The 14,331-nt window shown below is 67.8% G+C and carries 13 protein-coding genes; 7 read left to right on the top strand and 6 right to left on the bottom strand.

Annotated features, from left to right (window positions below):
* The first annotated feature begins 3 nt into the window (after positions 1-3).
* Positions 4-1,176: an acyl-CoA dehydrogenase family protein gene (locus tag BRO63_RS18070; protein ID WP_088141098.1), complete on the top strand. Its 1,173-nt coding sequence runs from the start codon at positions 4-6 to the stop codon at positions 1,174-1,176.
* Positions 1,177-1,199: 23 nt separating this feature from the next.
* Here BRO63_RS18070 and BRO63_RS18065 read toward each other — a convergent pair whose 3' ends face one another.
* The 3 genes from BRO63_RS18065 to BRO63_RS18055 all read right to left on the bottom strand — a co-directional run bounded on the left by BRO63_RS18065 (position 1,200) and on the right by BRO63_RS18055 (position 3,640).
* Positions 1,200-2,000 (bottom strand): enoyl-CoA hydratase/isomerase family protein, encoded by an 801-nt coding sequence (locus BRO63_RS18065; RefSeq protein WP_088141097.1) that lies wholly within the window; start codon positions 1,998-2,000, stop codon positions 1,200-1,202.
* Positions 1,994-2,737 carry an SDR family NAD(P)-dependent oxidoreductase gene (locus BRO63_RS18060; RefSeq protein ID WP_088141096.1) on the bottom strand — a complete coding sequence of 248 codons (744 nt, stop codon included), beginning with the start codon at positions 2,735-2,737 and terminating at the stop codon, positions 1,994-1,996. The genes BRO63_RS18065 and BRO63_RS18060 overlap by 7 nt, the downstream gene beginning before the upstream one ends.
* 123 nt (positions 2,738-2,860) lie before the next feature.
* Entirely contained in the window at positions 2,861-3,640 is a 780-nt protein-coding gene (locus BRO63_RS18055; protein WP_088141095.1) for an IclR family transcriptional regulator, read from the bottom strand.
* An 89-nt stretch (positions 3,641-3,729) separates the two neighbouring features.
* On the opposite strand from BRO63_RS18055, the gene BRO63_RS18050 reads away from it, so the two are divergent.
* The 5 genes from BRO63_RS18050 to BRO63_RS18030 are packed head-to-tail and all read left to right on the top strand — an operon-like array spanning position 3,730 to position 9,828.
* Positions 3,730-4,545, top strand: coding sequence for an enoyl-CoA hydratase (locus BRO63_RS18050; RefSeq protein WP_088141094.1), 816 nt, complete (start codon positions 3,730-3,732; stop codon positions 4,543-4,545).
* Complete coding sequence (locus BRO63_RS18045) at positions 4,538-6,661, top strand: acetate--CoA ligase family protein (RefSeq protein WP_256943344.1); 2,124 nt, start codon at positions 4,538-4,540, stop codon at positions 6,659-6,661. Before BRO63_RS18050 ends, BRO63_RS18045 begins: the two co-directional genes overlap by 8 nt.
* Positions 6,662-6,702: 41 nt before the next feature.
* On the top strand, positions 6,703-7,686 hold the full coding sequence (locus BRO63_RS18040; protein WP_088141093.1) for a tripartite tricarboxylate transporter substrate binding protein: 984 nt from the start codon (positions 6,703-6,705) through the stop codon (positions 7,684-7,686).
* Positions 7,683-8,852, top strand: a complete 1,170-nt coding sequence (locus BRO63_RS18035) for an acyl-CoA dehydrogenase family protein (protein ID WP_088141092.1) — start codon at positions 7,683-7,685, stop codon at positions 8,850-8,852. The genes BRO63_RS18040 and BRO63_RS18035 overlap by 4 nt, the downstream gene beginning before the upstream one ends.
* On the top strand, positions 8,845-9,828 hold the full coding sequence (locus tag BRO63_RS18030) for an NAD(P)H-quinone oxidoreductase (RefSeq protein ID WP_256943343.1): 984 nt from the start codon (positions 8,845-8,847) through the stop codon (positions 9,826-9,828). Before BRO63_RS18035 ends, BRO63_RS18030 begins: the two co-directional genes overlap by 8 nt.
* Positions 9,829-9,915: 87 nt before the next feature.
* On the opposite strand, the gene BRO63_RS18025 is transcribed toward BRO63_RS18030, so the two are convergent.
* Positions 9,916-10,866: a GlxA family transcriptional regulator gene (locus BRO63_RS18025; protein WP_088141091.1), complete on the bottom strand. Its 951-nt coding sequence runs from the start codon at positions 10,864-10,866 to the stop codon at positions 9,916-9,918.
* A 151-nt stretch (positions 10,867-11,017) separates the two neighbouring features.
* Here BRO63_RS18025 and BRO63_RS18020 point away from each other — a divergent pair, with 151 nt between their 5' ends.
* Positions 11,018-11,635: a cysteine hydrolase family protein gene (locus tag BRO63_RS18020; protein WP_088141090.1), complete on the top strand. Its 618-nt coding sequence runs from the start codon at positions 11,018-11,020 to the stop codon at positions 11,633-11,635.
* A 41-nt stretch (positions 11,636-11,676) separates the two neighbouring features.
* Here the strand turns inward: BRO63_RS18020 and BRO63_RS18015 are convergent, their stop codons facing one another.
* Both BRO63_RS18015 and ilvD read right to left on the bottom strand, forming a co-directional pair.
* Complete coding sequence (locus tag BRO63_RS18015; RefSeq protein ID WP_088141089.1) at positions 11,677-12,570, bottom strand: NAD(P)-dependent oxidoreductase; 894 nt, start codon at positions 12,568-12,570, stop codon at positions 11,677-11,679.
* On the bottom strand, positions 12,567-14,309 hold the full coding sequence (gene ilvD, locus BRO63_RS18010) for a dihydroxy-acid dehydratase (protein ID WP_088141088.1): 1,743 nt from the start codon (positions 14,307-14,309) through the stop codon (positions 12,567-12,569). Before ilvD ends, BRO63_RS18015 begins: the two co-directional genes overlap by 4 nt.
* Positions 14,310-14,331 lie beyond the last annotated feature (22 nt).

Below are 14,331 nucleotides of genomic sequence, written 5' to 3'. Positions count from 1 at the left end.
ATCATGCTCTACACACCAGAACACCACGCGCTCATGGATTCGATGCGCCGCTTCATTGAGGCGGAGATCGAGCCACACACCGAAGAATGGGAAGACGCGGGGATTTTTCCCGCGCATGAATTGTTTCGCAAACTGGGTCAGGCCGGATTCCTGGGAGTCGGCCGGCCGGAGGAATACGGCGGTTCCGGGCTGGACTATTCGTACGGCATCGCAGCGGCGGAGGCCTGGGGCAGAGTGTCCTCGCAGGGCGTGAGCATGGGCATCATCGTGCAGACCGACATGGCCACGCCGGCGCTGGCCCGCCATGGCAGCGATGCCCTGCGGCGCGAATTCCTGGCGCCGGCGATCTCGGGCGAGGCAGTCGTTTGCCTGGGCGTTTCGGAAACCGGCGCCGGTTCGGATGTGGCATCGCTCAAGACCCGCGCCCGCAAGGACGGCGGGGACTATGTGATCGACGGCTCCAAGATGTGGATCACCAACGCCACCCAGGCCGACTGGATGTGCCTGCTGGCCAACACGTCGGATGGCGCCCCGCATCGCAACAAGTCGCTCATCATTGTGCCGCTGCGAGAGCGCGGCCGGCTGCGTCCCGGCATCGAGATGCACAAGATACGCAAGATGGGCAATTGCGCGTCCGACACGGCCCAGGTGTTCTTCGATGGCGTGCGCGTGCCGCTGCATCATTGCATCGGCGAGGAGGGGCAGGGCTTCGTCTATCAGATGGAACAGTTCCAGGAGGAACGTCTGGCGGCGGCCGCGCGCCGCCTCGGATCCGAGCATCTGATCGCCGGCGTGGCCGACTACCTGCGCCAACGCATCGCCTTCGGCAAGCCTTTGCTGGACAACCAGTACATCCAATTCAAGTTGGCCGAGCTCAAGACCGAGATCGAGGCGCTGCGCGGGCTGATCCACATGGCGGCGGAGCGCTACATCTCGGGCGAGGACGTGGTGGAACTGGCTTCCATGGCCAAGCTGAAGGCCGGCCGCCTGGCGCGCGAGGTGGCCGACTGGTGCGTGCAGTTCTACGGCGGCATGGGCTACACCTGGGACAACCCGGCAGCGCGCGCATTCCGCGATTCGCGGCTGGGTTCGATCGGCGGCGGCGCGGACGAAATCATGCTGTCCATCATCGCCAAGAAAATGGGGTTGACCAGCCCGCGAGCGGCTCGCGCCTGAAGCGCGCGGGGACGCGGCGGCGGTCAGGCGCCGCGTCCGAAGACGGGCTCGCGCTTTTCGGCGAAGGCCGCCAGCCCCTCGCTGAAATCCGCGCTGGCGGCGCAACGGGCAAACGCCTCGGCCTCGGCCTGCAACTGCTGCGGCAGGCCAAGCTCGGCGGATTGACGCAGCAAGCGTTTCATCTCGGCCCAGGAGGCGCGCGGCCCTTGCGCCAGACGTTGCGCCACCATCAGCGTCGTGGCTTCCAGGTCGGCGGCTGCCACCACCTGATTGACCAGGCCCCAGCCCAGTGCGGCCTGCGCATCGAACTCGGGTTCCAGCATCAGCATGTGCAGCGCCCGGCGCCAGCCCAGCAGGCGCGGCAAGGCCCATGAGACGGCGCAATCGCAGCTGGCGCCCAGGCGGGCATAGGCGAGGTTGAAGCGTGCGTTCGATGCCGCGATGACCACGTCGCAGGCCAAGGCCAAGCCGACCGCGCCCCCTGCCGCCACGCCTTGCACCGCCGCGATGACGGGGATGGGCGTTTGCGCCAGCGCGTTGATCAGGGCGTGCAGCGGTTCGATGATGCGCGCGGGGTGGCGCGCGGGATCGGCACGCATGCAGACGGTGTCGCCGCCGGCTGAAAACGCCTTGGGCAGGCCGCGCAGCACCAGCACGCGGGTTGCCTGGTCCTGCAAGGCCTGCGCGCAGGCCTTGCGCAGCGCTTCGGTCATCTCGACATCGAAGGCATTGAGCGCGCCGGCGCGCTGCATCGTCACATAGGCGATGCGGCCGGGTTGCAGGCTGACAAACTGCGGGGCGTCGGATCCGTCGACGCTCAGCACATCAGCGCTCCGCCGTTGATGTCGATGCAGGCGCCAGTGATGAAGCCGGCGTCTTCGGAGGCCAGGAAGGCAATGGCGGCGCCGATTTCATCGGGCGTGCCGGCGCGGCCCACCGGCGTCTTGTCGCGGATGCGCTGCAGCAGTTCGGGCGAGACGCGCGCCGTCAGCGCGGATTCCACCAGGCCGGGGGCGACGGCATTGGCGGTAATGCCGCGTCCCGAAAACTCCGAAGCGAACGAGCGCGTCATGCCCAGGACCGCAGCCTTGCTGCTCATGTACGCGACGCTGGCGGCGTTGGCGTGCGAACGGCCGGCGCGGGATGACACGTTGACGATGCGGCCCCAGCGCTGTTGCAGCATATCGGGCATGAATTGCCGGGCCAGGCGCATGCCGGCGGTGACGTTGACGCGGAACACCTGCTCCCATTCCTCGTCCGCCATGCTCAACAGGTCCGCGGCCAGGCCATCGTGCTTGGGCGAGATGGCGGCATTATTGACCAGCACGGCTACCGGGCCCCAGGGCCGGGTCTGTTCATGGATATGAGCGGGCGCGGCGGGATCCGCGATGTCCGCCGCCACGGCCATTACGCGGTCGGCCGGGAATGAGGCACGGGCCTGTGCCAGCGCGCCCTCGTCGCGGTCCACCATGACGACGCGCCTTCCGTGTTCAAGCAATTTACGCACCGCGCCCTGGCCGATGCTGCCCGCAGCGCCGGTCACTACCGCTGTTCTTTGCATTGCTGTCTCCTTGTCCTGTGCGGGGCGTTGTGGGGCGCCCTCGGAGCAGCTATTCAAAGCCATCGGGACAACAGGCCGCAAACTTTGCCCAAGAAAAAGTGCGCAATATGAACGGCGCGCGGATCAGGCCATGCCGGCCACCGGCGTGAAGCCGCGCGCGCGCAGCTGCTCGCGCATCAGCTCGGCCAGCCACAGGCGGCGCGGCGGGGGCATGCGGTCGATGATCGAGGCCACGCTCAGCGCCGCGTGGCCGCCGTGGCCGATCTCGAACGCTACGCCGACGCCGCACACGCCAGGCGTGATGACGTCGACCGTCACCGCATGGCCGTCGGCGCGGATCTGCTGAACTTGCTTGGACAGCCGCGCATGCGTCAGGCCATGCCTGTCGTATTCATCGCGGTGGCGGCGGTGGATGGCATCCATCTCGGCGTCCGGCAAGGTTGCCAGCAAGGCCAGCCCCGCCGTGCCCAGTCCCAGCAGCCGCATGCCGCCCACGTGTTGCGTCACTGTGCGTATGGGAAACGTGCCTTGCTCCAGGTGCAGGCAATGCGCGAAGTCGCCGTTGCGCACGATGAGGAATATGGTGTCTTCGCTGGCCCGCGCCAGCTCCAGCATGGCTGGCGTGCACTCGTCGAGGATGGGCGCGCGGTCCATGGTGGTCAGGCCGATCTGCATGGCTTCCATGCCGAGCCGGTAGCGGCGCGTGACGGCGTCGCGCTCGACCAGGTGTTCATGTTCCAGCGTGCCGACCAGCCGATAGACCGTCGTGCGGTCCAGGCCGGTGGCCGCGACGAGGTCCGCCAGCGCCGCGCCGTCGGCGTGCTGGCGCGCGATCAACCCCAACAGATCCAGGGCGCGGAAGACGCTCTGCGCGCCTTCCACCGATTTTTGCGGCTTGTTCATATTGCGCACATATTTGATTTTATTGAGTGCAGTGTGCCGCACGAGCCTTTGAAATGTCCAGCACGGCACATCGCCGGGATGGAGACAACATGCAAAACGACAGCCCCCTGATCATCGAGAACCGCGGCGCCGTGCGCCGAATCTGGCTAAACCGTGGCGATGCCGCAAACGCGCAGACGCGGCAGATGCTGATCGACCTGGATGCCGCCGTCGCCGCGGCGTCCGCGGACGAGTCGGTGCGCGTCATCGTGCTGGCCGGCAAGGGCAAGCACTTTTCCGCCGGGCACGACCTGAAGGAAGCCCAGGCCAAGCGGTCTGACTTCAGCGCCCAGGAGCGCTGGCGCTACGAGGAATTCCACTACCTGGATTACTGCCTGAACATCTGGGACTGCCCCAAGCCCGTTGTCGCGCAAGTGCAGGGCGCGTGCGTGGCCGGGGGATTCATGCTGGCGAACATGGCGGATCTCATCATCGCCGCCGATGATGCCTGGTTCTGGGATTCCGTCATGTTCTCCATGGGGCTGGCGGCCACCGAGGTGTTGTTCCAGCCCTGGGTCATGGGCATGCGCCACGCCAAGGAATTTCTCTTCATGGGTGAGCGCATCACCGCGGCCGATGCCTACCGCATCGGCATGGTCAACCGCGTCGTGGCGCGCGATGCGCTGGACGAGAGCGCCATGGCGGCGGCCGAACGCATTGCGCAGGCGCCGCCGTTCGCGATGCGGGCCTTGAAGAAGTCGGTCAACCGCACCTACGACATCCAGGGCTTCCGCAATGCGGTCCAGGCGCACTTCGATACCCATCAGGTCACGCACGCGTCCTCTGAATTCGCCGAGATCCGGGATCGTGGCATGACGGAAGTGATTTCGCACAACAAGACGGACCTGAGGAGCGTCCATGGGTAAGCCTGAAGCCGTGCTGGCGTCGCATCCACCGCATGCCACGCCCATGCAGCGCTTGCTGGACCCGCGTTCGATCGCGTTCATCGGCGCGTCGGCCGACCCCAAGCGTTTGGGCGGCATCGCCATCGATCACCTGGTCGACTTCGGCTATGGCGGCGCGGTCTATCCGGTCAACCCCAAGTACCCGCAGATGCACGGGCTGACGTGCTATCCGGATGTCGAATCGCTGCCGCAGGCGCCCGATCTGGCGGTGCTGGCGATCGGCGCCGAGGCGGTGCTGCCGACCTTGAGGCGCTGCCATGACCGGGGCGTGCGCGCCGCGATTGTCTACGCCGCGGGCTTCGCCGAAGCCGACGAAGCTGGCGCGGCGCGCCAGCAGGAACTGGTGGATTTCGCCAACGAAACCGGAATGGCGGTTTGCGGGCCGAACTGCATGGGCTTGGCGAATCTCAACACGCGCGCCATCAGCGCCTTCGCCACATTGCTGAAGGACTATCCGCCCAGCGAGCCGGGCCATGTCGCGCTGCTGACGCAGAGCGGCAATATGTGCGCGGTCATCTACGGCGCGGGCCGGGACCGTGGCGTGCGCTTCAATCAATTTATCAACACAGGCAACGAAGCGTGCCTGGAGTTCGCCCAGTACCTGGATTACCTCGTCGACGATCCGCAGACCCGTTGCGCCATCGGCTACCTGGAAGGCTTGCGCGACGGGGAACGCTTCATCGGCGTGGCCGAACGTTTCCGCCAGGCGGACAAGCCGCTCATCCTGATCAAATCCGGCGAGACCGAGCAAGGCTCGGCGGCGGCGATGTCGCACACGGCGTCGCTCGCCGGCAATCAGGCAGTCAATCGGGCGGCGTTCCGCCAGCTGGGCATCATGCAGGCGCGCGATCCCGGTCATCTGGTGGACCTTGCCTATCTGGCCAGCTTTGGCGGCCGGCGCGGCGGCCGCCGAGTGGCGGTGGCTTCCATTTCCGGCGCCATGGGCGGCCTGCTGACCGATCTGTTGGTCGACAGCGGCTTGCAGGTGCCGCCGTTGGCCGCGCACCTGCAACAGCGCCTGCGCCAGACGGCGCCGGAGTTGGGCATGGTGGGCAACCCCATCGACCTGACCGCCAACCTCTACAACCGCGAAGGCATCGCCGGCAAGGTGTTCGGCGCGCTGGCCGATGACGACGGCGTGGATACCGTGCTGGTGTACGGCACGGGCTACCTGTTGGACCGCATCGCCCAAGAATTGATCGAGGCCTCGCAGGTGTCGGGTCGTCTGTTCATCGCGATCGATACGGGCCGCGCCCGCTCGCGCGGCGAGCTGGAGGCGGCGGGCGTGCCCGTCTTTACCGATGCCGCGCGCGCCGTGGCCGCGATGGCGGTGTACCTGCCGTGGTTTGAAATGGCCGACAGCCGCGAACATTGGGCGCGGTTGCGCCAGGCCCTTGGTTCGCCGCAAGCGCTGCGGGCCATCCCGCGCCGCCTGGACGAATTCGAGGCCAAGCGCCTGTTGGCCGAACACGGCGTGCCGATCTGCGATGAGCAGCCCGCCGAGACCCCTGATCAGGCCGCGCAATGCGCGCAGCAATTGGGGTACCCGGTGGCGCTCAAGGTGCTCAGCCCCGATATCCCGCACAAGACCGAGATCAGCGGCGTGCGCTTGCGGCTGGGCGACCAGGCGGCCGTGCGGGCAGCCAGCCAGGAGATATTGGGCAACGCAGCCCGCAACGCGCCGGGAAGCGAGGTGCGCGGCGTGCTGGTGCAGCGCATGGAAAGCGGCGTCTGCGAGTTGATCGTCGGCGTCACGCGCGATCCGGTGTTCGGGCTGGCCATGACGGTAGGCCTGGGTGGCGTGTTCACCGAAGTCTTCCGTGACGCGGCGCATCGCGTGCTGCCGGTGGATGAGCGCATGGCTCGCGAGATGCTGGAAGAGCTGCGCGGCTTTCGGCTGCTGACCGGCTATCGCGGCCAGGCGCCGGCCGACCTGGATGCGGTATGCGGCGCCATTGCCGCCATATCGCGCGCCGCCTTCGCGCTGCCCGAGGATGTCACCGATATCGAAGTCAACCCGCTGCTGGCCAAGGCGCAAGGGGCGGTCGCCCTGGATGCCTTGATTCTTCAACGCTAAGAGGACGGCCGCCGCGCGGACCCGCCCCGAGGAGGAGACACATGTTGCACTTATCGAGATTGTTGGCTGGCGTGACGGCCGGCCTTGCCGTGGTTGCGGCCGCGTCGGCGGCGCCGGTTTTTCCAGCACGCCCCATCACCGTGCAGGTCGCCTATTCGCCGGGCGGCAGCACCGACCGGCAGTTGCGCGTGCTGGCCGAACTGGTCAGCCAGCAACTGGGCCAACCCATCATCGTCGAGAACCGCCCCGGCGCGGGCGGAACCCTGGCCGCCGGCGCGTTGGCGGCCAAGGGGCCGGCCGACGGCTATACGCTGGCCCAGGCCCCGGTCAGCGTGTTCCGGCTGCCGCATCTGCAGCAGACCAACTGGGATCCGTTGCGCGACTTCACCTACGTCACCGGGCTGTCCGGTTATCTGCTGGGCGTGGCGGTGCGGTCTGACTCTCCCTTCAAGACCTGGCAGGACGTGGCCGACTACGCCCGCGCCCATCCGGGCGAGGTCAGCTTCGCATCGGTGGGCATAGGCAGCACGCAGCACTTGGGCATGACGGAACTGCAACGCCAGACCGGCTTGCAGCTGAACCACATACCCTACAAGGGCGGCGCCGAGACCGCGCGCGCCTTGCTGGGCGGCGAAGTCACGGTCAACGCCGACGCCATCAGCACGCTGACCGCCCTGGGCGACAAGGCGCGCATCCTGATGATCTGGGAGCCGGAGCGCAGCCCCGCGCTGCCCGACGTGCCCACCGCGCGCGAACAGGGCATCGACCTGGTGCTGCAAAGCCCGTACGGCCTGGTCGGCCCCAAAGGCATGCCCCCCGAGGTCGTGCAGAAACTGCACGCCGCTTTCTCAAAAGCGCTGGACGACCCGCGCCATCTGGAACTGCTGACAACCATCAACCAGACCGCCTGGCACCGCAATCCCGAAGAGTACGCGGCCTACGCCCGCCAGGCCTATAAGGACGAACGCCGGCTGCTTGAGAACGCCGGTCTGGAGGTCCGCCCCATGCCTGAGGAGAAGCCATGAGCAGCCTATACACCGCAGAACACGAGGACATGCGCCACGGAATTCGCAAGTTCGTCCGGCTGGAACTCGACCCACATGCCGACGCCTGGGAAGAGCAGGGCGAGGCCCCGCTGCCGCAGCTCTTTCGGCGAGCCGGCGAACTGGGCCTGCTCGGCATCAACAAGCCGGCCCGCTACGGTGGCCTGGAGCTGGACTTCTCCTACGTGATGGTTGCGGCCGAAGAGCTGGGCCATGCCCACTGCGCCAGCATCCCCTTCGCTATCGGCGCCCATCTGTCCGCCATTCCCGCCCTTGCCGCGCACGGCAGCGACGCCTTGCGCGAAGAGTTCCTGGCGCCGGCGATTCGCGGCGAGGCGGTGGCCAGCATAGGCGTCAGCGAGGCCGGCGCGGGATCCGACGTATCCGCCGTCGCCACCCGAGCCCGCAAGGATGGCGACGACTACGTCATAGACGGCGCCAAGATGTGGATCACCAACGCCACCCACGCGCGCTGGATCAGCCTGCTGGTCAACACCGGCGACGAAGGCGGGCCCTACCGCAACAAATCGCTCATCGTGGTCCCCATGGACGCGTCCGGCGTCCAAATCGGCAAACCGCTGCGCAAGTTGGGCATGCATTGCTCGGACACGGCCCCCGTCTTCTTCGACAGCGTGCGCGTGCCGCGCCGTCACCTCATCGGCGAGGAAGGCAAAGGCTTCCTGTACCAGATGGAACAGTTCCAGCAGGAACGGCTGTGGGCCTGCCTGCGTACCGTATCCGCGCTGGACGACGCCGTCCAGCTGACGGCCGACTACACCCGCGAACGCCGGGCATTCGGCCGCCCCTTGATGGACAACCCCGCCATCCACCACCGCCTGGCCGAAATGGCCACCCAGGTCGAAGCCCTGCGAGCGCTCGCCTACAGCGCGGGCGAGGCGCTCGTCGCCGGAGACGACGTGGTGCGGCGCGCCTCCATGGCCAAGTATCTGGCCGGCAAACTGGCGCTGGAGATCCCGTCCGCCTGCGCCCAGTTCTTCGGAGGCCAGGGCTATATGTGGGACAACCGCATCGCCCGCATGCTGCGCGACCTGCGCATCGTCGCGGTGGGCGGCGGAGCCAATGAGGTCATGCTTGAAGTCATTGCCAAGCAAATGGGCTGGATAGGGAGGCCCCGTGGGCATGCATGACACCATGTCCTGCATGGAAACCGGCGCGGCCGGCGCACTGCGCCTGACTAGCCGCCCGCGCCCCGAGGCAGGCCCCGGCGAAGTCCTGATTCGAGTTGCGGCGGCAGGCGTCAACCGCGCTGATCTCGTCCAGCGCCACGGCGGCTACCCGCCGCCGCCAGGCGCCAGCGACCTGCTCGGCCTGGAGGTCTCGGGCCACATAGCAGCGCCAGGCCCAGGCGTCACCCAGTGGCAAGTTGGCGACGCGGTGTGCGCGCTGCTGCCCGGCGGGGGGTACGCCGAATACTGCGTGGCGGCGGCCACCTCCTGCCTGCCGGCGCCGCGCGGCGTCAGCCTGGAAGACGCCGCCGCACTCCCCGAAGCCGCCTTCACTGCGTGGACCATGCTGTGGCAGCTAGGGAGGCTGGCGCCTTGCGAAAGCCTGCTGATACACGGCGGCGCCAGCGGCGTGGGCACCCTGGCCATCCAGATGGCAGCCGCCCTGGGGCACCCCGTCTACGTCACGGCCGGCTCCCCCGAGAAATGCGCGTTGTGCCTGCAACTGGGCGCGGCTGCCGCCATCGATTACCGCCGCGAGGACTTTGCCGTTCGGATTCGCGAAATGACCTGCGGGCGGGGAGTGGACGTCGTGCTGGACATGGTAGGCGGGGATTATGTCGCGCGCGATCTCAACGCGATGGCCGTTGGAGGGCGGCTGGTGTTGATCGCTTTTCAGCAGGATAGGATGGCGTCGATTGACATTGCCCGGATGATGATGAAGCGATTGAGCATAGTCGGCGCGACGCTGCGCGCTCGGTCCGCTGAGGTCAAAGCTGAGATCGCCGTGGCGCTGCGGGAACGTATTTGGCCGCTGATTGAAGCCGGGGCGATACGACCGGTGGTTGATTCGGTCTATGCGATGGGTCAGGCCGAGGCTGCGCATGAGCGGCTGGCGTCCGGGGCGGTTAGCGGGAAGTTGTTGTTGCGGGTGGGATGAGTCTGGACTTACTGGCTAGACCTCATCGCTGTTGCCCCTTTTGAGCATCCCAATGCACTGCGGCCGGCGACGGGCCGCCCACCGCCATCACCGCTGCCGGAACTGCTTCCGATACCCCGCAGGCGACACCGAGAACGCCGCCGTGAAATGCTGCCGCAGCGACACCGTCGACCCAAACCCCGTGGCCTCGGCCACCCGGTCCACCGACAACGCGCCCGTTTCCAGCAGCCGCTGCGCCGCGGCCAGCCTGTGGTTCAGCACCCATTGCGTCACCGTCGTGCCCGTCTTCAGCTTGAAGCGCCGCGTGAAATTGCGGCGGCTCAGGCCGGCGTGGTCGGCCAGGCGGTCCAGCCCCAGCGGTTCCTGCAAATGCTCGATGGCCCATTCCATCGCGATGCCTATCGGGTCGCCGCCATCCTCCCGCGTCAGCGGCCGTTCGATGTACTGCGCCTGCCCGCCATCGCGGTGCGGCGCCATCACCATGCGGCGCGCCACCCGGTTCGCCAGCTCCGCGCCATGGTCGCAGCGCAGCAGATGCAGGCAGCAATCGATGGCGGCGGCGGTGCCGGCCGAGGTCAGGATGTCGCCGTCGTCCACGTACAAAGCCTTGCGGTCGAGCCGGATCTGCGGGTACTTGCGGGCGAAGTCGTCACTCCATACCCAGTGCGTCGAAGCCGGGCGGCCGTCGAGCAGACCGGCCTCGGCCAGCACAAAGGCGCCCAGGCACAGGCCGATGATCCGTGCGCCACGGGCATGCGCCTCGCGCAGGGCCTGCAGCATGGTTTCCGGCGGGCGCTCGTCCGGATCGCGCCACGCTGGCACGATCACCGTGTCGGCCTCGGCCAGGGCTGAATAGTCGTGCGGCACATGGATATCGAAACCCGACATGGTCGGGACCGGCCCGACGGCTTCGCCGCAGACCAGCAGGCGGTAGCGCGGCACGCCCAGCCGGGCCAGGTCGTCGCCGAACACCATGCAGGGCACGGACAGGTGGAAGGAACTGATGCCCGCGAAGGCGACGACGGCGATGGTATGCATGGCGGGAAGGGCAGGAATGCGGATTTGGCCCGATCCTATCATTTATTGGTATTCGGGCCACTTTCGGGCTACCGCCCGATGGCGCATCCTTGATACCGTTCGCCCGCATGCGTGAACTGCACACTAAACGCCTACAGATCAAGGACCTACGATGAACCACCCGACCATCCGCGCCATCGCCGGCGCCACCGCCCCGCAGTCCATCGACCCGGCCAGCACCGCCTTGCTGGTGATCGACTTCCAGAACGAGTACTTCAGCGGCAGGCTGCCCATACCCGAAGGCCCGGCAGCCTTGCGCAACGCCGCGCAGCTCGTTGCCCACGCCGATCGGCATGGCATCCCGGTCTTCCACATCCAGCACGCCACGCCCGCCGGCAGCCCGGTCTTCGCCGACGGCAGCGCAGGCATCGAATTCCATCCCGACCTGCGTCCCGCGCCGGGCCATACGGTGCTGCGCAAGTCCACGGTCAGCGTGTTTCCCAGCACCGACATCGACCAGCGCCTCAAGGCGGCTGGCGTGCGCACGCTGCTGATCACCGGCCTGATGACCCACGCCTGCGTTGCAGGCGCGGCTCGGGACGCAGTGCCGCTGGGCTATCAGGTGATCGTGGCGGCCGATGCCTGCGCCACGCGCGACCTGGATACGGGCGCGGGGGAACAGTCCGCGTTGCCGCATGCGATGCTGCATCGTGCGGCGCTGGCGAGCATCGATGACACCTTCGGCGACATCATGACGACGAAGCAGGTGCTGGAGTTGCCGTTGGGTTGACGGAGTAGGGGGGCGCCAGGCGCTCCCCATCGCGCAGTCCGTTACGCGCCGGCCTGGCTCTCCGCTTCACCGATCCGGAAAACTTGAGATAGATCCCAATCTCCCATGCCGCGCTGCGCGGCATCCTGCAGCAGGCGCCGCACTTCCGGCAGCACGCGTTGGATTGTGGCGCTCGCTTCGGCCAGCTCCGCAATCGCGTCCAGATCCTTGAGCAATACGCGCACCGTGCCGGTGGCATGTTCGGGCGGGGTCACCATGCGCGGCCACAAGGTTTGCAGCAGCACGGAATCGGCCCAGCCGCCTTGCAGGGCCGACGGCAGGGCCGCGGTATCGATGCCGCTACGCTTGGCCAGCACGAAGGCTTCGGCCAGGCCGGCGAGGGTGGTCGCGACGATGGCCTGATTGGCGAGCTTGGTGGTCTGGCCCGCGCCGACTTCGCCCATGCGCGTGACGCGCGCGGCGTATGCGCGCAGCACGGGCGTCACGGCTTCGATCGTGTCCGCCGGGCCGCCCGCCATGATGGCCAGCTTGCCGGCCGCCGCGCCGTCCGTGCCGCCCGAGACAGGCGCATCGATCCATACGCCGCCGGTCGCCGTCGTCCAGCGCCCAGCCAGGGTGCGCGTGAGCGCGGGTGACAAGGTCGAATGGTCGATAAGACAAGAGGGCGGCGTGGCGGCGTGCGCAAGCCCGTGTACACCGAACACCACGTCCTCCACGGCTCTGCCGTCGCCCAGGCAAAGCAGGGCGACGTCCACGCTCTCGCCCAGCGCCTGCGGCGTGGTCTTTGCCACGGCTCCCGCAGCGACAAGGGAGCCGAGCTTGGCGCTGGAGCGGTTCCAGACGGCGACCTCGTGCCCCGCGGCCAGCAGCCGCCGGGCCATGGGGTCACCCATGCGGCCGATGCCGCAAAAGCCGATGCGTGGCGTCTTGGTCATTCCTGGCCTCCCTGGGCTGACGTTTCCCCGAGGGACGCTTCATAAGGCCACGTCACGGCCCCGGAGTGGGTCACTGCACCTAGCTTGGCCGGACGTACCAGCGCTTCATACTTCTCAAGCACGCCGCCCAGCCTGCCGCGCGCGAACGGCTGGCTGGCCTTCGCCCGCTCCGCGAGTTCTTCGTCCGACAGTTCGACGTCCAGGCTTCCCTTGATCGCATCGATGTGGATGCGGTCGCCGTCGCGCAGCAGGCGTATCGGACCGCCCGCCGCCGCTTCGGGGCCCACATAGCCGATGCACATGCCGCGCGTGGCGCCCGAGAACCGGCCATCGGTCAGCAGCGCGACCTTTTCACCCATGCCTTGCCCATAGATCGCCGCGGTGACGCTCAGCATTTCACGCATGCCCGGGCCGCCCTTGGGCCCTTCGTTGCGTATCACGAGGACGTCGCCTTCCCGATAGGCGCCGGCCGCGACCACCGCCATGCAGTCCTCTTCCGTCTCGAACACCCGCGCCGTGCCCGAGAACACCAGCTGCTTGAGGCCGGCCGTCTTCAGCGCGGCGCCGTCCGGGGCCAGATTGCCGCGCAGGACTACCAGCCCGGCGTTGGGCGAGAGCGGTTCGTCATGCGGCTTGACCACGCGGCCGTCCGGGCCGGGGAAGGCGCGCAGCGCCGTTTCCAGCGTCTCGCCGCTTTGTGTGAGCGTGTCGCCATGTATATGCCCGCCCGCGAGCAGGGCGTTGAGCACCGCCGGCACGCCGCCGACATGATGCAGGTCCACGGCCAGATAGCGTCCGCCCGGCTGCATGTCGCCGATGAGCGGCGTGCGCGCCAGGACTTCCGAGACGTCGTCGAGCGTGAAGGTGATGCCCGCCTCGTGGGCGATCGCCGGGATGTGCAGCATGGCATTGGTCGACCCGCCGGTGGCGGCGACGGCCGCGCAGGCATTCTCCAGGCTCTTGCGCGTCACCAGGTCGCGCGGCAGCGGCCCGCCGTTGCGCAGCGCGCGCATGACGTTTTCGCCGGCGCGGCGGGCGATCGCGATGCGTTCGCTGTAGACGGCCGGCACCATCGCCGAGCCCAGCGGAGCCAGCCCCAGCACCTCAGCGACCATCGCCATGGTGTTGGCCGTGAATTGCCCCGGGCAGGAACCGGCGGTCGGCGTGCAGCGCTTTTCTATGCCGCACAGCGTCTCGGCCGACATATCGCCGCGCTGCGCCGCGCCCACGGCCTCGATGGCCGTCAGGATCGTGGCTTGCGAGCCGTCCGGGGCCACGCCCGGCAGCATCGCTCCGCCGAACAGGAACACGCCGGGGACGTTCACGCGCACCATGCCCATCAGGATGCCGGGCAGGGTCTTGTCGCAACCGGCCACGCCGACCAGCGCGTCGTAGCAGTGGGCGCGCACGAACAACTCGACGCTGTCGGCGATGGTCTCGCGCGACACCAGCGAGAAGCGCATGCCCGAGTGATTCATCGACGTGCCGTCGGAGACCGAGATCGCCGAGCCGCGTATCGGCACGCCGCCGCCCGCCGCGATGCCGAGACGCACGTTGTCCGAAATCTGGTTCAGCGACATGGAACAGGGCGTGTTCTCGCCGTACGTGTCGACGATGGCGACGAACGGCTTGTCGATGGCCTCGTCGTCCAGGCCCGTGGCGCGCAGGAAAGCGCGGTGCGGCGCGCGCGTCACGCCCTTGGTGACCGTGCGGGAGCGGTGTTTGTGCAGATCTTTCATGGATGGAATTCCTAGTATCAGT

Origin of the sequence: Achromobacter xylosoxidans (assembly GCF_002192695.1) — a bacterium.
GTDB lineage: Bacteria > Pseudomonadota > Gammaproteobacteria > Burkholderiales > Burkholderiaceae_B > Achromobacter > Achromobacter xylosoxidans_C.
This window is presented reverse-complemented; position numbering and strand designations above follow the sequence as displayed.

Excerpts from the sequence above, each read along its gene's own strand:
- BRO63_RS18035 (WP_088141092.1), top strand. The coding sequence starts at position 7,683 with ATGAGCAGCCTATACACCGCAGAACACGAGGACATGCGCCACGGAATT.
- BRO63_RS18025 (WP_088141091.1), bottom strand. The coding sequence starts at position 10,866 with ATGCATACCATCGCCGTCGTCGCCTTCGCGGGCATCAGTTCCTTCCAC.
- BRO63_RS18015 (WP_088141089.1), bottom strand. The coding sequence starts at position 12,570 with ATGACCAAGACGCCACGCATCGGCTTTTGCGGCATCGGCCGCATGGGT.
- ilvD (WP_088141088.1), bottom strand. The coding sequence starts at position 14,309 with ATGAAAGATCTGCACAAACACCGCTCCCGCACGGTCACCAAGGGCGTG.
- BRO63_RS18040 (WP_088141093.1), top strand. The coding sequence starts at position 6,703 with ATGTTGCACTTATCGAGATTGTTGGCTGGCGTGACGGCCGGCCTTGCC.
- BRO63_RS18020 (WP_088141090.1), top strand. The coding sequence starts at position 11,018 with ATGAACCACCCGACCATCCGCGCCATCGCCGGCGCCACCGCCCCGCAG.
- BRO63_RS18030 (WP_256943343.1), top strand. The coding sequence starts at position 8,845 with ATGCATGACACCATGTCCTGCATGGAAACCGGCGCGGCCGGCGCACTG.
- BRO63_RS18055 (WP_088141095.1), bottom strand. The coding sequence starts at position 3,640 with ATGAACAAGCCGCAAAAATCGGTGGAAGGCGCGCAGAGCGTCTTCCGC.
- BRO63_RS18060 (WP_088141096.1), bottom strand. The coding sequence starts at position 2,737 with ATGCAAAGAACAGCGGTAGTGACCGGCGCTGCGGGCAGCATCGGCCAG.
- BRO63_RS18045 (WP_256943344.1), top strand. The coding sequence starts at position 4,538 with ATGGGTAAGCCTGAAGCCGTGCTGGCGTCGCATCCACCGCATGCCACG.
- BRO63_RS18070 (WP_088141098.1), top strand. The coding sequence starts at position 4 with ATGCTCTACACACCAGAACACCACGCGCTCATGGATTCGATGCGCCGC.
- BRO63_RS18050 (WP_088141094.1), top strand. The coding sequence starts at position 3,730 with ATGCAAAACGACAGCCCCCTGATCATCGAGAACCGCGGCGCCGTGCGC.